The following is a 17596-nucleotide window of genomic DNA, read 5'->3' on the forward strand; positions in this document are numbered from 1 at the left end:
TCTGCATTATTGAAACCATTCTGGAAAGAAACCTTTGAAACCTTATCCAATCCAGCGCGTATCGATCGTCATACCGGTCTACAACGAAGAACAGAGCCTGCCCGAGCTGTTGCGTCGTACCCAAGCGGCTTGTGCGCAACTGACCCAGGACGTGGAAATCATCCTGGTCGATGACGGCAGCCGTGATCGCTCCGCCGAGATTCTTCAGGAAGCCGCCGAACGCGAAGACAGCCCGGTCGTTGCGGTCATTCTCAATCGCAACTACGGCCAGCACGCCGCGATCATGGCTGGGTTCGAACAATCCATCGGCGATGTGGTGATTACTCTGGATGCCGACCTGCAAAATCCGCCGGAAGAAATTCCGCGCCTGGTGGAACAGGCCGCGCTGGGTTACGACGTCGTCGGTACCGTGCGCAACAATCGCCAGGACTCGGCCCTGCGTCGCTGGCCGTCGCGCCTGATCAACCTGGCCGTGCAGCGCTCCACCGGGGTAGCCATGAGCGACTACGGGTGCATGCTGCGCGCCTACCGTCGCAGTGTCGTCGATGCCATGCTCGCCTGCCGCGAGCGCAGCACCTTTATCCCCATCCTGGCCAATAGCTTCGCCCGCCACACCACCGAGCTGCTGGTGCAACACGCCGAGCGTGAGCACGGCGACTCGAAATACAGCCCGATGCGCCTGATCAACCTGATGTTCGACCTGGTCACCTGCATGACCACCACGCCCCTGCGGCTATTGAGCATCATTGGCTTCACCATGGCTGGCCTCGGTGTACTGTTCGCGCTGATGCTGATCGTCCTGCGCCTGATCTTCGGTGCCGCGTGGGCCGGTGACGGTATGTTCGTGCTGTTCGCCGTGCTGTTCGTGTTCACCGGCGGCCAGTTCATCGGTATGGGCCTGTTGGGCGAATACCTGGGGCGTATGTATAGCGATGTCCGCGCCCGCCCACGATTCTTTATCGAAAAAGTGTCGCGTAGCCAACCGCGTTCCAGCAGCGCCAGCACTGAATGTTCTTCTACCACTCCCGCCAATCAGGTCGCATCATGAGTCCCAAAGCCGTTGTCTTCGCCTATCACGATATCGGTTGCGCAGGCATCGAAGCCCTGCTGAACGCTGGCTATGAAATTGCCGCGGTGTTTACCCATGCCGACGACCCGAAGGAAAAAACCTTCTACGGTTCCGTTGCCCAACTGTGCGCACTCAAGGGCATCCCGGTGCATGCACCGGAAGACGCCAACCACCCGCTGTGGGTCGAGCGCATCGCCAAACTGAGTCCGGACTTCGTCTTCTCCTTCTACTATCGCAACCTACTCAGTGAAGAACTGCTGAGCATCGCCAAGAAGGGTGCATTCAACCTGCACGGTTCGTTGCTACCCCGTTATCGCGGTCGCGCGCCTGCCAACTGGGTGCTGGTCAACGGCGAAACCGAGACTGGCGTGACCCTGCACCGCATGGTCAAGCGTGCCGATGCCGGCGGCATCCTGGCGCAGAATCGGATCGCCATCGAACGTTGCGATACCGCCCTGAGCCTGCATTCCAAGCTGCGTGACAGCGCCGCCAGCCTCTTGCGCGACGTCCTGCCACAACTGGCTCAAGGCGAGCTGAGCGAAACCGTTCAGGACGAATCCCAAGCCAGCTACTTCGGTCGTCGTACCCCGGCTGACGGCAAACTGGTCTGGAGCAAGCCAGCCGAAGAACTGTTCAACCTCGTTCGCGCGGTCACCCAGCCTTACCCAGGGGCGTTCTGCGCCGTGGGCGAGCACAAGCTGATCGTCTGGGCCGCCGATGTCGTCAAAGGCGACGAAGGCCGGGCGCCGGGCGGGGTGATCAGCGTGGACCCGTTGCGTATCGCCTGTGGTGAAGATTCGCTGCGGATCAATGCCGGCCAGCGCAATGAAAACGGCCTGTTCCTCAGCGGCCCGCAACTGGCCAGTGAACTGGGCCTGGTTGAGGGGTCCGTGCTGCGGGGCGCCGAGTCGGGCCGTAAGCCACGGCGCACCCGTGTACTGATCCTGGGGGTCAACGGCTTTATCGGTAACCACCTGTCCGAGCGTCTGCTGCGTGACGACAAGTACGAAGTCTATGGCCTGGACATCGGTTCCGATGCCATCGAGCGTCTGCGCAGCCATCCGAACTTCCATTTCGTCGAAGGCGATATCAGCATCCACTCCGAGTGGATCGAGTATCACATCAAGAAGTGCGATGTAGTCCTGCCACTGGTAGCCATCGCCACTCCGATTGAATACACCCGCAACCCGTTGCGCGTCTTCGAACTGGACTTCGAAGAAAACCTGAAGCTGGTGCGTTATTGCGTCAAGTACAACAAGCGCGTGATCTTCCCGTCGACCTCCGAAGTCTACGGCATGTGCCAGGACAAGAACTTCGACGAAGACACCTCGAACCTGATCGTCGGCCCGATCAACAAGCAACGCTGGATCTACTCGGTCTCCAAGCAACTGCTGGACCGTGTGATCTGGGCCTATGGCGCCAAAGGCTTGAACTTCACCCTGTTTCGCCCGTTCAATTGGATGGGCCCGCGCCTGGACTGCCTGGACTCGGCTCGTATCGGCAGCTCCCGTGCCATCACCCAACTGATTCTGAACCTCGTGGAAGGCACGCCGATCCGCCTGTTCGACGGCGGCGAGCAGAAACGTTGTTTCACCGACATTGCCGATGGCATCGAGGCCCTGGCACGTATCGTCGACAACGAGAACGATAGCTGCAACGGCCAGGTGATCAACATCGGTAACCCGGACAACGAAGCCAGCATCCGCCAGCTGGGCGAAGAGCTGCTGCGTCAGTTCGAAGCCCACCCGCTGCGCGGCAACTTCCCCCCGTTCGCGGGTTTCCGCGAGGTGGAAAGCAAGGCGTTCTACGGCGCAGGCTACCAGGACGTGGAACATCGCAAGCCGAGCATCGAAAACGCCAAGCGCCTGCTGAACTGGGAACCTAGCGTCGAGATGAGCGAAACCATCGGCAACACGCTGGATTTCTTCCTGCGTGAAGCCATGCTCGAAATCGCGGACCAGCGCTGATGCAGGCTGGACTTCGCATCGATGTGGACACTTACCGTGGCACCCGTGAAGGTGTGCCGCGGTTGCTGGAATTGCTCGACGAGGCCCAGGTCAAGGCGACGTTCTTCTTCAGCGTCGGGCCGGACAATATGGGGCGCCACTTGTGGCGCCTCATCAAGCCGCGATTCTTCTGGAAGATGCTGCGCTCCAAGGCTGCCAGCCTGTACGGCTGGGATATCTTGCTGGCCGGCACGGCCTGGCCGGGCAAGCCGATCGGTCGCGACTTGGGGCATCTGATGCGCCGGACCCTGGCCGCCGGCCATGAAGTCGGCCTGCACGCCTGGGATCATCATGGCTGGCAGGCTAATGCAGGGCGTTGGAGCGCAGTCGAATTGATCGAACAGATCCGTCGCGGTGTCGACTGCCTGAGCGATATCACCGGGCAAGCCGTCGAATGCTCCGCCGTCGCCGGATGGCGTGCGGATGAGCGCGTCGTGCAAGCCAAGGAGCATTTCGGCTTTCGCTATAACAGCGATTGCCGGGGGCACGGCCTGTTTCTGCCAAGGTTGGCGGATGGCAGCCTGGGCACCCCGCAGATTCCCGTGGACCTGCCGACCTTCGACGAAGTCGTTGGCGCGGACCTGGCCGCAGAGAATTTCAACGCATTCATTCTCGACCGGTTCGGCCCGGCGCGACTGAATGTCTACACCATTCACGCAGAAGTAGAAGGGATTCTGATGGCAAGTGATTTTCGTCAACTACTGGCTCAAGCCAGCGCACGCGACATTGAGTTTCAACCCCTGGTCAATCTGCTACCGGCGCAACGTGACCGGTTGCCGGAAGGACGGCTGGTACGCGGCGTTCTTAACGGTCGCGAAGGCTGGCTGGGGGTACAGCAAGGATGACTAGACGCTGGGCTTTGCCATTACTGTTCCTCGCTTTCCTGCTGTTTTACCTGGCGCCGCTGGCAACCAAGGGCCTGTGGATCCCGGATGAGGCTCGCTACGCACAAATCGGCCAGGAGATCCTCCTGCGCGGCCACTGGGCCGCGCCGCATTTCATGGAACTGCGCTACTTCGAGAAACCTATCGCTGGCTATTGGATGATTGCCCTCGGCCAGGCGCTCTTCGGCCATAACCTGTTCGGCGTGCGTTTCGCCTCGGCCCTGAGCACCGGCCTGAGCGTGCTGCTGGTCTACCTGCTGGCCGCACGCCTGTGGAACGATCCACGCAAGAGCTTCGCCGCCGCCATCCTGTTCATGAGCTTTGGCCTGATTGCCGGACAGGCCGGTTACGCCAATCTCGATCCCCAGTTCACCTTCTGGGTCAACCTGAGCTTTATCGCGCTGTGGCTTGCCATCGACAGCACCACGAAAAAAGCCCGTTTGCTGTCCTGGGCCGCGCTGGGTTTCGCCTGCAGTTGGGGCTTTATGACCAAGGGTTTTCTCGCGCTACTGCTGCCGGTGCTGATCGCCCTGCCCTACATGATCTGGCGCAAACGTTTCGGCGAATTGCTCGGTTATGGCCTGGTGGCGGTGTTCGTGGCGGCGTTGGTCAGCCTGCCCTGGGTGATTGCCGTGCATCTCCAGGAGCCGGACTACTGGCGGTTCTTCTTCTGGCACGAACATATCCGTCGCTTTGCCGCCGAAGATGCCCAGCATGGTCGCCCATGGTGGTTCTATCTGCCACTGATGGTCATCTCCAGTCTGCCCTGGGCGGCTTATCTACCGGCCACCCTCAAGGACGCCTGGAAGAGCCGTGGCCAACAGATCAGCGTGTTCCTGTTGCTGTGGTTGCTGCTGCCGCTGGCGTTCTTTAGCCTGAGTCGGGGCAAGTTGCCAACCTACATCATGCCGTGCCTGATGCCGCTGGCCCTGCTCATGGGGCATTCGCTGATGGAGCGCATTGCTCGCGCCGAAGCTTCGGTGCCACGCCTCAATAGCCTGCTCAACCTGGTGCTGGGCCTGCTCGCGGCGGCTGCACTGGTGTTCTTCCAACTGAAGAAGCCCTTCTACCACGACGAGCCCGTTCACCTGACACTGTTGTGCCTGATGATTGCCGGCTGGATTCTGCTCAACGTCATATCGCTGTTCAGACCGCTGAAATACTGGGCCCTTCCTGCCTTGGGCATGGGCTTGTTGGTAGCGCTAGTGCCCACGGCCATGCCCAGCATTGTCGTGCATAACAAGATGCCTGACCAATTCATCGCCGAACATAGTCTGGAATTGAGCAAGAGCCACCGTCTGCTGAGCAACGACCTGGGCGCTGCCTCGGCCCTGGCCTGGCGCCTGAAACGTACCGACATCACGCTCTACAACACCAGGGGCGAACTAAAGTACGGCCTCGGCTACCCGGAAGCCACCGAGCGTACCCGCGACATGACGCAGATCCAGGCCTGGATGGACGATGCCCGGCGTGAAGGCCAGGTCGGCGTGGTGATGCGCCTCAAGGGCGCAGAAGAACAGCGCGAAATCGCCATGCTGCCAAAGGATTACACCCGCTACGAGGATGGCAATATAGTCATCCTGATTTTTCCGCAAAGCGCCTCATGACCCTGCTCCTTGTCCTCGGCGCCTGCCTGCTGACCTGCCTGGGCCAGGTGGCCCAGAAGCTCGCCGTGGAAAGCTGGCGCGAGAACGCCATCGGCCTGCTCGGCAAACTGCGTTCGCCCTGGTTGTGGCTGGCCTTGGCCTGCCTCGCGCTCGGCCTGCTGGCGTGGTTGCTGGTCCTGCAACGACTGGAGGTCGCGATTGCCTATCCGATGCTCAGCCTGAACTTTGTGCTGATCACCCTGGTGGCGCACTACCTGTTCAAGGAACCGATTGATCGCCATCACTGGTTCGGCGTGACGTTGATTATTGCCGGTGTGGTATTGCTGGGGTTGCATCTATGAACCTGTGTCGCGGTTTCACTTTCGCTGGCGCCAGCGTCCTGCTGGTCAGTGGTGCCCAATTGGGTATGCGCTGGGGCATGACCCACTTGCCCGAGCCCAGCCAGTGGTTGGACACACTGATGATCGGCGATATCTCCTGGCTGGCGCTGGGCGTGGTCGGCGCCTCGATCCTTGCCTACGCACTGTCGATGCTCTGCTGGCTGGCCACCCTGCGCGACCTACCGCTGGGGCGTGCCTATTCGTTGCTCAGCGTGAGCTACGCGCTGGTCTACTTGCTGGCCGCCAGCCTGCCGTTCTTCCACGAAAGTTTCAGCCTTTCCAAGACACTGGGGGTGGCGCTGGTCATCCTGGGTGTGCTCACGATCAACTCTCCACGTACACCCCGTCCTAGGGACTCCGTATGAAAATCAGCGTAATGGGTAGCGGTTATGTCGGCCTGGTACAGGCGACTGTTCTGGCCGAAGTGGGTCACGATGTCGTGTGCATGGACGTTGATCAGGACAAGATCGAATTGCTGCGCAAGGGCCATATCCCGATCTTCGAACCAGGGCTGGAGATCATGGTCAAGGCCCAACTGGAAAGTGGCCGCCTGCATTTCTCCAGCGACCAGAAACTGGCGATCGAGCACGGCCAAGTGTTGTTTATCGCCGTCGGCACACCGTCGGACGAGGATGGCTCGGCCGATCTCAGGTACGTTCTTTCGGTCGGCGATGCCGTTGCCCGTTATCGCTTCGAGCCGCTGATTCTGGTGGAAAAATCCACCGTACCAGTGGGCACGGGCGACGCCCTGCGCGCGCATATCGAAAGCGCCTTGCGCAAAGCCGACCGCGAACTGGAGTTCGATATCGTCTCCAACCCGGAATTTCTCAAGGAAGGCTCGGCGGTGGAAGATTGCCGTCGTCCGGACCGTATCATCATCGGCTGCGAGCGTGAGGCAGTGCGTGAAGTGATGCGCGACCTCTACGCGCCGTTCAACCGCAACCACGACCGCATCATGTTCATGGATCTGCGTAGCGCGGAACTGACCAAGTACGCTGCTAACTGCATGCTGGCAACCAAGATCAGTTTTATCAACCAGATTGCCGAGCTGGCCGAACACCTGGGCGCGGACATCGAAGCTGTGCGCATGGGGATAGGCGCCGACCAGCGGATCGGTTATCACTTCATTTATCCGGGCTGCGGCTACGGCGGTTCATGCTTTCCCAAGGACATGCGCGCGCTGATCCGCAGTGCCGAGGTAGCCAACTGCTCAAGCGACCTGCTTCGGGCAGTGGACGCCATCAACGAACGGCAGAAACACAAGCTGTTCGACCGTATCAACGCATTCTACAAAGGCGACCTCAAGGGCAAGACCTTCGCGCTCTGGGGCCTGGCCTTTAAACCCAACACCGACGACATGCGCGACGCGCCAAGCCGTGTGTTGATGGAGGCTTTGTGGGCTGCCGGCGCCCAAGTACGGGCCTTCGACCCGCAAGCCATGCAGGAAACCCAACGCCTCTATCCGGACGAGCCGGGCCTGTCGCTGATGGGCACGCCGGAGGCGACCCTGGTCGGGGCCGACGCATTGATCGTCTGCACCGAATGGCAGCAATTCAAGGCGCCGGATTTCGATCGGCTCCAGCAGCGCCTCAAGGCCCCGGTAATCTTCGACGGGCGCAATCTGTATGACGCCAACCGCATGCAGCGCAAGGGCTTTAGCTACTTTGCCATTGGCCGCGGTGCGTCCCTCGATCTACCGGTGACCCGTCACGATCAGGGCTGATCGCTGAGTCGGGGTTACTGGAGATAGACACAGGGCACGGCCATTTCCGAATGGCCGCGGTTTAGTTCCTTGCGGGCCTACCCGCTTTTTTTCAGGTGCATGGCCGTGACATCGACGTGCTCTTCACGCACTACCCTGAATCGGCACTCCCTCGGCCTGGGCCTGATTGCCCTGTTGCTGTTTCTTGCTGGGGTCCATCAGCAAGCCGTCATCGGCTTCGACTCGCGCTTCGTGTTGTTCGCCCAGGAAATGCTCCGTCACGGTCCGGGATTCTTCCCCACCACCTACGGTGAACCCTATCCCGACTATTCGGCGTTCTCGACCTTCCTGGTCTGGCTGTGCGCCCTGCCCTTCGGTGCGGTCAACACTCTCGCGGCCTGGCTACCCAGCGCGCTGGCAGCGGCCTGGATCGTGGTGCTGATGTACCGACTGGTCGCGGGCTACTCGCCACGCTGGGCGTTACTGAGCATCGCCTTGCTGCTGCTGAGCAACACCTTTGTCAGCGAAACCCGTGCCATATCGCTAGACCTGATGTTGGCTGCGGTCGGACTCTCGGTGTTCTACCTGGGCTACGCCGCCGAACATTTCGCCGCACCGAAACGCACTGTGTGGATCTTCGCGCTGCTGGTGCTGGGCTTCGCCATTCGCGGCCCCATCGGCCTGGTGATCCCCACCGGCATGCTCTGTAGCTTCTATCTGTTGGGCGGTCAATGGCGGCGCTTGCTGATGTTCGGCTTTCAGGCCCTGGCTCTGTTGGTCGCCTGCATCGGCCTGCTGCTCTGGCTCGCCTGGCTCGACGGCGGCGACCTCTTCCTCGCGGAAGTGATCCGCATGCAGTTCATCGGGCGGATGGACGGCAGCGAAGGTTCCAGCGGCGTGCTGTATTACTTCACCAGTTCGTTGGGCAATTACGCACTGGCCTACCCGCTGGCGGTACTGGTGGTTGCCGCGCTGCTGGCAAACGCTCGCCGGCAGCGTGGGCCAGCCCTGCAACTGGTTCTGCATTGCTTGGCAGCCGGCCTGATCGTGATGCTCGGGCTGTCCGTGCCGCAGGCGAAGAAGGCTCGATACATCCTGCCGATGCTACCGATGCTGGCGATTGTCGCGGCCTTCCCGTTCCATGCGATCCAGGGGCGGCTGTTCACCTGGTTGCGTGGTTTGATCCAGGGGATCTGGCTGATCCTGCCGAGCTTGCTGATCGCTGGGATGATCATGCTGCACCGGCGCTTTCCCGAAGCGTTGCCGACGCTGGGATTGGTACCCTGGCTGGTGGGCGCCTTGCAAATACTCGCCATGGCCTTGTTGTTCAAGGCCCGTTGGCGGGCTCTGGGCCTGGCGGGTTGCGCGGTGCTGGCGCTATGGGCGAGCTACATTCTGGTGGTCGAGCCCGTCGAACGCGCGGCCTACGACACCCGGACCTTCACCCGTGCCGCCCTGCAACTGATCCGCCAGGACCCGGCGCCCGTGATCCTGCACGCCATGGGCAAGGACGCGAAAGCAATCAAGTTCATGGTCAATCTGGACGAGGACCTGCAACCGCTGTTTACCGACACGGCGGACCAGCTCCGGGCCGTGACCGGCCCGGCATGGCTGGTAATGGATAAGCAGGATTACCAGAAGCTGCGAGGTTCGCCGATCGGCGCCCTGGTGCCAGTGCTGGGCGGGCGCTTCGACAAGAACGATTTTGTGCTGTTGAAACAGCATTAGATCGCTGATTGCTCACTCCGTTCGCGCCTTTCAGCGTCTCACCAAAAGAGAGAAGCACCTGAATGCCAATCTCTTTGTATCACCTCATACCACGATATCCGTCACCGCTGCCTGACCTACCGTGGTAACCAGGAAATCCGTCTTCCCGGTCCCAGCGAAGTCGATTTGCAAGGTAGCCAGACCCGTCTCCAAGTCATGGCTCAATATCGCCTCGCCGGCCTGACCGGTAAGTGCCTTGACGAACTTCAGATTCGCCCCTTGGGTGATCCCGGACAGGTCGATCTTGTCTTCGCCGCTGACAAAGTCCAGGATCCAGTCCGACTCTCCAGAGGCCGAATCCGCCACCGCACCGAACACAAAGGTGTCCTGGCCGGCGCCACCGCGCAGCAAGTCGGCGCCGCCAGCGCCGTAGAGAATGTCGTTGCCGGCTCCCCCGGTAATTTCGTTGGCCAGCGCATTACCGATCAACAGGTCATGGCCAGAACCGCCAATCGCATTCTCCACCGCAACACCTTTGGCAATAGACACATTGCCCACCAGGCCCGCGACATCGGAGAAAGAAAGCTCATTGAGGTTGATTTTCTGGTCCTGGAAAAAACCGGAAAAATCCAGCGTATCGTTGCCACCGGCATCCCAGACTGCAAATAGAGGCCTGTCCGCAGAGGACGTAGCACTCAGAAAGTCGCGACCGGTATTTGAATTGAAGCCATAAATCGTGTCATCGACACGGGTATTCATATTGGCGCCGTAGAGCTGCTGGATGGCGGCGATATCATCCATCAAGGGTGCGGAGGAATGTGTTCGCAGGTGATCAACGGGAAAGAAATAGTTCATGTAAGCCTCACGCACAACCGCAACCGGTGTTCCCAACAGCATGCCCAACGGTGAATAGTTCTCCATCAGGTAGGCACCATAGTCGTCACTGAAATCATGTCCCGCGTAGTTTTCCGACCAGTAGCTCATGACGCTATAAGCAACGGTATCCTGCGCATAAACCGCATCGTGCTGATAACCCAGCGGGGTCGAGTCGCTGGCATTGTAATCACCCGGATGCTCAAGTCCCAGGGCATGGCCTATTTCATGGCCCAAGATAAACCGCGCAAGATTATTAACAGCCGGCGCCTTGTTGATATCGTTCGCCTCATTGACCTTTGCCCAAACATAGGAAGTCTGATCAGTACGGCTAAAGAAATTCTGAGTGAACGCCGATTCGCCGGAAGCGTCGTGGTTAATCTGGTAGTTGCCAAAATACAGATGACCATCGCACCCACCGGAATGACTTTCCTGAAAGCTCACATTCGCCAGGTCCGCCCAGGACTGCATCGATAACTTGGTTTGATTCTGTTGCTGCGGGTTGAATGGCGTAAATCCATCCAGATCGAAGATACTGGCAAGTCTTGGCCCGTAGGGAAGATCCAGGAACTCATAAGTAACATCGATTCTGCCATCGCCATCCAGATCCTGAAAACCCGCCGCATTACGAATCAATGCCGCTGCCGCCTGATCGTTCGAATAGGAAAGTTTTTGCTGATGGAACACATCCGCATTGCGATCGGACGCCACCTGAAAATGTTTGACCTGCAGGTAGGCAGGACTTGTTTGAGCAAAAATTTTAGCTGTCAGCATAATGAAGTCCTTTTTCACAAAGCAAACCAATAGAGCATGGGCACCACAAAAAAGCGGCGCACGTATTCAATGATTTATCTCATGAAAAATCCTGTCGAAATCGCTCACTAAGGCTCCCGCCCGGTGAAAGCTTCATCAACTCTGGCCAGATGGGTTTCACCCAAGGTGCCGGCGTAGTAATGCAACTTGGTCCAGGCCATCAGGTAGTCGTAGCGCGCCTGCGCCAGATCGCGGCGGGTGCTGTAGAGCTGCTGCTCGGCGTTCAGTGCATCAAGGTTGACCCGCTCGCCACCGAGGATGCTTTGCCGGGTGGAAACCACCAGGGCCTCGGCCGAGCTCAGCGCCTTCTGGTAGGCTCGCAGCCTGCTCACCCCCGACAGGCAAGCGCTGTACTGTCGACGCAGTTCGATCAGGGTTTCGCGGGTCTTGCCGTCGAGTTCGTACTCGGCCTGTTCCAGCTTAGCGCTGGCCTGGCGCACCGAGGCGGACACTGCGCCGCCGGCAAACAGCGGCACATTCACCTCGATGCCGATGGTGTGGGTGTCGTAGCGCTGGTTGTAGGTATTGCTGTTGTCGGACTCGCTCTTGCGCAGGCTGGCATAGGCATTGATCTTCGGCAGATGTCCGGCGCGATGGCGCTGGACCTCGTAGCGCGCTGCTTCCAACGCCTGACGCTGGGACGCCAGGGTTGGATTGTTGCTCAGCGCCAGTTGGTGCCAACTGTCGAAGTTCGCAGGCTCCAGCGCGAAGGCCTGAAAAGCCTGGCTCAGGGGCGCCAGGTCGGCCACGCCGACCGTCGGTACGCCGATCAACGCCCCAAGCTCGCGCAAGGCGGCATCCTGAACGTTGCGCGCTTCGATCTCTTCGGCAGTGGCCAACTCGTAACGTGACTCGGCCTCGAGGATATCGGTGCGGGTGCCCTCGCCGTGCCGAAACAGATGCTCGCTCTGCTGGAACTGCTGCTCGAAAGCTTTCTTCTTGGCCTGGGCGATTTCGATCTGCTCCTGGGCAAACAGCGCCTGGGTGTAATAGGTCAGCACCCGCACCAGCAATTCCTGGCTCTTGCCGCGAAAGATCTCGTCAGCGAACAGTGCTTGGGCCACGCCCTTGCGGTAGCTGGCATAGGCCTCGTAGTCGATCAAGGGTTGTTGCAGCATCAACGCCGAAGCGGAGCTGGTGTAGTGTCGGTCCTCATGGCTGTTGCCGCGCTCGTTGAAGTAGGTCGCCCGAGAGTCGTTGCGCCCCTGATTGTAGTTGTAGGACAGCCGTGGCAGCAGCCCCGCGCGGCCAATGGCACGGTTCTCCTGTCCGGCATCGCGCTCCTTCAGGGCGCCGAGAAATAGCGGATCGTTACGCAGCGCCTGTTCATAGACCCGGAACGGTCCCATGGCCTGGCAATCGAGGGAAATGAACAACAGCAGGACAGCGGCCAGGCACAGCGGTTTTTTTATCGAGCACAACATCCTATTCCTCAATCAAGGCAGAACTCGCACGGTCCAACAGGGGTTTGAACAGATAGTTGAGCAGCGAGCGTTCGCCGGTACGCACGAACATCTGGGCCGGCATGCCCGGCTTGATCACCAGCCCGTTGAGTTGCTCCAGGGCCAGGTCGCTGACCGAACTGCGCAGTACGTAATACGGCGCCCCGCTCTTCTCGTCGAGCAATTGGTCGGCGGAAACCAGGCTGACAATCCCGCTGACCCGGGGTGTGCGGTTCTGGTTGAAGGCGGTGAAAAGGATGTCCACCGGCAACGCGGTGCCGACCTTGTCCACCAGATTCACCGGCAAATGCCCCTCCACTTCCAGGCGCTCGCTTTGCGGCACAATTTCCAACAAGGTCTCGCCAGCACGGACCACTGCTCCCTCGGTATGCACGCTCAAGTTGACCGCGATGCCTTCGGCCGGCGCGCTGACCTCGCTGTGCCGCAGCTCGAAACGGGCGGAAGTCAGTTGCTGCTCCAGAGTTAGGGTTTTCAATTGGGCATCGGCCAACTGGCTGCGCACCTCCTTCTGATACTCCTCGGTGTGCTGCGCCAGCTTGAGCCGCGACTCGAGGATCGCCTGCTCGACCCGACCGCTTTCGCCGGTGTTCTGCGCCAGGTCCTGCTGCACCTGCGACAACTGGCGCTCGTACTCCATCAGCCGGTTGCCGGGGATATAGCCGTTGTCCGCCAGGGGGCGCAGGTTATCCAGTTGATGCCGCAGGGAGTCGGCGCGTGCCGTCATGTCGGCACGAGCCCGGCGCATGCCCGCCAGTTGCGCGGTAGCGCCTTCGATAGCCGCACCGATACCCGCCTGTTCACGGGAAAAAGCCTCGCGGCGGCTGCTGAATAACTGTCGCTGACCTTCGAGTACCAGGTTCAATTGAGGGTCGGCATCGCTGCTCAGTTCAACCGGGAAATGCACTTGCACCAGATTATCCCGCTCGCTCTGCCAGCGCGCTTGGCTGGCCCAGGCCATGCGGTACTGCGCCCGCAGGGACTGGACATCGGCCGAGCGCTGGGTCTGGTCGAGGCGAAACAGCGGTTGCCCCTGGCGCACCAGTTGTCCTTCGCGTACCAGAATCCGCTCGACCACCCCGCCGCCCAACGACTGCACCGCTTTGCGCTTGCCGGAAACCACCACGGTGCCCTGCACCGCGATACCCTGGTCCAGTGGCGCCAGGGCCGCCCAGGCAAAAAAGCCACCGGCGCCCAACAGCGCCAGCCACCAGCCAGTCCGGACGAAAAACCCTGCGTCACGCTCTGGGCGCTCCAGGGTATTGTCACACTGCATCAGGTTGTCTTGGATCATGCTCCGCTACTCCGTGTCGGTGCGCGGTATTGTCGACTCAAGGTCAACTCGTCCGGTGTGCAGAGCGGTTCATCAGGCGGAGATGGGACTGCCTGAGGAGAAGCGGCCTGGGCGGTGGCGGACAGCGCCTTGAGCACCTGCGCGCGAGGGCCGAAGGTCTGCATCCGACCGTCGTTGAGCACCAGCAACTTGTCCGTCTGGGCCAGCGAAGTGGAACGGTGAGTCACCAGGATCACGCTGCTGCCCTGGGCCTTCAGTTGTGCGATAGCAGCGCTCAGGGCGGCCTCGCCCATGGCATCGAGATTGGAGTTCGGCTCGTCGAGAACCACCAGGCGCGGGCCGCCATACAGTGCCCTGGCCAATGCCACCCGTTGTTTCTGCCCGCCGGACAGGCCGCCGCCAGCGTCGCCGAGCACCGTGTCATAACCCTGGGGCAGGCGCAGGATCAGTTCGTGCACTCCGGCCTGGATCGCCGCCGCGACCACCTTCTGCGGGTCGGTGTCGCTGAAACGGGCGATATTCTCGGCGACCGTGCCACTGAACAGTTCAATCGCCTGCGGCAGATAACCAATGTGCGGGCCTAGTTGGTTGCGGTCCCAACGATGGATATCCGCACCGTCCAGGCGCACCACACCACCCAAGGTCGGCCAGACGCCCACCAGCACCCGTACCAGGGTCGACTTACCAGAGCCGGAGGAGCCGAGCACTCCAAGCACTTCGCCCGCCTCCAGCTTAAAACTCACCTGATGCAAGGTCGCGCCGCGCCTGCCGGGCGGACCGGCACTGACCTGCTCGAACGTCACTTGCCCCTTGGGCTCGGGCAGGCTCATGGGTGATGCCGCTTCGGGATACTCGCGTAATAACTCGTCAAGCCGCTGATAAGCCAGCTTGGCGGTGCTCCACTGTTTCCACACGGCGATCAATTGATCAATCGGGCTCAACACCCGGCCCATCAAAATAGAACCGGCGATCATCATTCCGGCACTCATATCGCCCCTGATTACCAGCAATGCTCCCAGGCCCAACACCAGCGATTGCAGACACAGGCGCAGGGACTTGCTCAGCGAGGTGACGATTGCTCCGGTGTCGCTTGCCTGGTTCTGGCGAGCGAGAAAGCGCGAGTGAATCTGGAACCAGCGTGTGCGCAGGGCACCGAGCATGCCCATGGCCTGGATGGTCTCGGCGTTATGCAGGTGGCTGGTGGCCAACTGGCTGGATTTCTGCGAATAACCGCTGGCTTCGCGCAACGGCTTTTTGCTCAGCGACTCGTTGAGGCAAGCCAATGCGATCAACAGCAGCGCGCCGACGCTGGCGAAGACCCCGAGCCAGGGATTGAACAGGAAGATCACCAACAGGTAGATCGGAAACCATGGGGCATCGAAGAAGGCAAATAACGCCGGTCCCGTGAGAAACTGGCGGATATGGGTCAGGTCGCCCAGCGCCTGGCCGGCGTGGCCTTCCCCACGAAACAGATTACGCTCGAACGCCGCCTGGTAGACCCGCAGGTTGCAGCGTCGCTCCAATGCACTGCCGATGCGGATCACGATAAAGCTGCGGATCGTTTCCAGCAGCCCGATAAAGGCAAAGAACCCGACCACCATCAGCGTCAGCATCACCAGCGTGGTTTCGTTCTGTGAGGTCAGCACCCGGTCATAGACCTGGAGCATGTAGATCGAAGGAGCCAGCATCAGCAGGTTGATCAGGGCGGTGAAACAACCGACGCTGATTAGAATATTTTTATAGTCGCCCAGCACACGGAACAAAGGGCTGTCGGCAATCGTTTGCAACGACTTCATTGATCTTCCCTGACTAGACCTGATTTCAAGAGACAGCAGTGATACGGCCACCACACCGTCGATCCACGACGGCTGAATGGCTCGATCATGAGTCCTCGCTACACCCTCGGAAGCAGCGCCGGTGCGCTGCTCGTCACGGTCCCATCAGGCGACGATGTCTGTGACCGCCGCCTGGCCAACCGTATAGACGCGGAAATCGGCCAGCCCGTCTCCAGAGAAGTCGACTTGCAGGTCGTAACCCAGCATGGCCTCACCTGCCCGCCCGCTGAATGTCTCGACAAAATGCAGGCCCGCGCCCCCGGTGATGCCCGTCAGGTCGATAGTGTCCTGACCGCTGACAAAGTCCACGATCCAGTCGGCCGCGTCCGGTGTCGAGTCCGCGACGGCCGAGAACAGGAACGTGTCGCGCCCTGGCCCGCCAGACAACCAGTCGAGCCCTGCTCCGCCATCGAGCAGATCATGGCCGTTTCCGCCATTGAGACTGTCTTCTCCGTCACCGCCGTGGAGCACGTCATGACCCGTGCCGCCTGCCAGGGTGTCATCGCCGGCACCGCCCTTGAGCAGGTCGTGACCAAGACCGCCATGGAGATGGTCATCACCGTCACCGCCATCGAGGACATCGTGGCCAGCACCACCCTCAAGAGTGTCATCGCCATTTTCACCGTAGAGCGTGTCATGGCCGGAGCCGCCTTTCAGGCGATCATTGCCGTCGCCGCCGTAGAGACTGTCGTGGCCGGCGCCGCCGACGATCCGGTCGTCGCCACTGCTGCCCAAGGTGCGGTCTTGCAGTCCTGTCGTACCGGAGAGTGACCCGGCATCGGCTTTGTTCGGCGAGCCCTGAACGACCGCCGCTGTGTTGGAATAGGGTGTTGTCACTGGAAATCCTTAACTCTTGAAAAAACATACGGACCACGATTTTTCAGCAGGCTGCGAACGCTGCCTCCTGTGTCCCCAACTCAGGCCACTGTGTTGGGATGAAGAAGACTCATGCCAGATCCTTGAGGCATGAAAAAATCTATTCGAATAGACCGTGGCCCGATCACGAGAGCGCACATTGGACTGATTCTTGCCTCAAGGTACCTGTAAATAACGCTCACCCGACGGTCAAATGCCCATTTATCAAAAAGGCCATCTGACTCGGGTTCAACTCTAATAAGAAAAGTCGACACGACAGCTCCGCGATCAGGACCGCCAAGTCAGATGATTCGCAACGACGACCAAACGCCGCGCCGTGACCGGCTGTCCTGGGAAACCTGAGCTATCTCTATGACGACACCCTATCAGCCGCCAATGCCAACTGCCGTCGTGCCGGAACGGCGGATCGCGGGCGCAGGTGGCAGCCAACACCATTCATGGCCGATACCGAGGCCTACAGCGATGGGGTGTTCGGGCGGTTCCGTTTCCATGTCGCGTCGGGTATCGCCGCCTTCGCGCTCAAACAGTCGCGAGAATGAAGATCCGTTTGAACGGAAACAGGGTGCATCCATTCCCTTCCGGTGGGTAATCCTGATGAACACGTGGCAGATAGTGATCGAGAAATCTTTGCCGTTCTTGCTCGTCCAGTGCCAGCAGCACTGGACGTAATGCCGAGACCTTGACCCAGTCGAAGATCGGTGAGTTGCCCTCGACTATCTGTAAGTGCTCTGTTTCCCAGATATCCACGTCCTTGGTCAGCGGAGCCAACAAACGATAGTAATCGTCTAGTGACAGCACCGAACGCTCGGCCATAGACCGTCGCAGTTGCAAATCCCCCAGTGGTCCGTTATTGATACCGCCGTGCTCAAGGGTTTCCAGCATCAATTGATACCAGGGTGCATCACGCCAGTTGGGCATATGCGCCGCCAGGCAGCCACCGGGATTGAGTTGTGCCAATAAATGTGGCAGCAACACCTTGTGATCTTTGATGAAGTGCAGCACCGCCGCTGCAAACAACAGGTCTGCTCGCTGATCGGCCTTCCAGACTTGTAGGTCGCATGCCTGCCAAAACGCTTTGATTGGCAAGCTC

General features: G+C 60.2%; 14 protein-coding genes. 8 read left to right on the forward strand and 6 right to left on the reverse strand.

What is annotated here, in order from left to right; translation table 11 throughout:
• The first annotated feature begins 34 nt into the window (after window positions 1–34).
• The 8 genes from arnC to BMX68_RS07140 all read left to right on the forward strand — a co-directional run bounded on the left by arnC (window position 35) and on the right by BMX68_RS07140 (window position 9376).
• The gene (gene arnC, locus BMX68_RS07105) at window positions 35–1048 is read left to right on the forward strand and encodes an undecaprenyl-phosphate 4-deoxy-4-formamido-L-arabinose transferase (protein ID WP_017133903.1); all 1014 of its coding nucleotides are present in this window, start codon (window positions 35–37) and stop codon (window positions 1046–1048) included.
• The gene (gene arnA / locus BMX68_RS07110) at window positions 1045–3036 is read left to right on the forward strand and encodes a bifunctional UDP-4-amino-4-deoxy-L-arabinose formyltransferase/UDP-glucuronic acid oxidase ArnA (protein ID WP_017133904.1); all 1992 of its coding nucleotides are present in this window, start codon (window positions 1045–1047) and stop codon (window positions 3034–3036) included. Before arnC ends, arnA begins: the two co-directional genes overlap by 4 nt.
• Window positions 3036–3920, forward strand: coding sequence for a 4-deoxy-4-formamido-L-arabinose-phosphoundecaprenol deformylase (gene arnD, locus BMX68_RS07115; protein ID WP_017133905.1), 885 nt, complete (start codon window positions 3036–3038; stop codon window positions 3918–3920). Before arnA ends, arnD begins: the two co-directional genes overlap by 1 nt.
• Complete coding sequence (gene arnT / locus BMX68_RS07120; RefSeq protein WP_026013397.1) at window positions 3917–5566, forward strand: lipid IV(A) 4-amino-4-deoxy-L-arabinosyltransferase; 1650 nt, start codon at window positions 3917–3919, stop codon at window positions 5564–5566. The genes arnD and arnT overlap by 4 nt, the downstream gene beginning before the upstream one ends.
• A complete protein-coding gene (gene arnE / locus BMX68_RS07125; RefSeq protein ID WP_017133907.1) occupies window positions 5563–5907 on the forward strand; it encodes a 4-amino-4-deoxy-L-arabinose-phosphoundecaprenol flippase subunit ArnE in 345 nt (114 codons plus the stop codon). The genes arnT and arnE overlap by 4 nt, the downstream gene beginning before the upstream one ends.
• Window positions 5904–6311: a 4-amino-4-deoxy-L-arabinose-phosphoundecaprenol flippase subunit ArnF gene (gene arnF, locus BMX68_RS07130; RefSeq protein ID WP_017133908.1), complete on the forward strand. Its 408-nt coding sequence runs from the start codon at window positions 5904–5906 to the stop codon at window positions 6309–6311. Before arnE ends, arnF begins: the two co-directional genes overlap by 4 nt.
• Entirely contained in the window at window positions 6308–7669 is a 1362-nt protein-coding gene (locus tag BMX68_RS07135) for a UDP-glucose dehydrogenase family protein (protein ID WP_017133909.1), read from the forward strand. Before arnF ends, BMX68_RS07135 begins: the two co-directional genes overlap by 4 nt.
• A gap of 99 nt (window positions 7670–7768) precedes the next feature.
• Window positions 7769–9376, forward strand: coding sequence for an ArnT family glycosyltransferase (locus BMX68_RS07140; RefSeq protein ID WP_017133910.1), 1608 nt, complete (start codon window positions 7769–7771; stop codon window positions 9374–9376).
• Window positions 9377–9460: 84 nt separating this feature from the next.
• Here BMX68_RS07140 and BMX68_RS07145 read toward each other — a convergent pair whose 3' ends face one another.
• The 6 genes from BMX68_RS07145 to BMX68_RS07170 form a co-directional block, all read right to left on the reverse strand.
• Complete coding sequence (locus tag BMX68_RS07145) at window positions 9461–11002, reverse strand: M10 family metallopeptidase C-terminal domain-containing protein (RefSeq protein ID WP_017133911.1); 1542 nt, start codon at window positions 11000–11002, stop codon at window positions 9461–9463.
• Between the two features lie 107 nt (window positions 11003–11109).
• Window positions 11110–12465: a TolC family outer membrane protein gene (locus BMX68_RS07150; RefSeq protein ID WP_017133912.1), complete on the reverse strand. Its 1356-nt coding sequence runs from the start codon at window positions 12463–12465 to the stop codon at window positions 11110–11112.
• A 1-nt stretch (window position 12466) separates the two neighbouring features.
• On the reverse strand, window positions 12467–13795 hold the full coding sequence (locus BMX68_RS07155) for an HlyD family type I secretion periplasmic adaptor subunit (RefSeq protein WP_017133913.1): 1329 nt from the start codon (window positions 13793–13795) through the stop codon (window positions 12467–12469).
• Window positions 13792–15591, reverse strand: coding sequence for a type I secretion system permease/ATPase (locus BMX68_RS07160; protein ID WP_017133914.1), 1800 nt, complete (start codon window positions 15589–15591; stop codon window positions 13792–13794). The genes BMX68_RS07155 and BMX68_RS07160 overlap by 4 nt, the downstream gene beginning before the upstream one ends.
• Before the next feature lie 144 nt (window positions 15592–15735).
• The gene (locus tag BMX68_RS07165; protein WP_074861983.1) at window positions 15736–16467 is read right to left on the reverse strand and encodes a calcium-binding protein; all 732 of its coding nucleotides are present in this window, start codon (window positions 16465–16467) and stop codon (window positions 15736–15738) included.
• Between the two features lie 558 nt (window positions 16468–17025).
• A partial coding sequence (locus BMX68_RS07170; RefSeq protein WP_017129771.1) for a class I SAM-dependent methyltransferase occupies window positions 17026–17596 on the reverse strand: 571 nt, incomplete at its 5' end.

This window comes from Pseudomonas agarici (genome assembly GCF_900109755.1).
GTDB lineage: Bacteria > Pseudomonadota > Gammaproteobacteria > Pseudomonadales > Pseudomonadaceae > Aquipseudomonas > Aquipseudomonas agarici.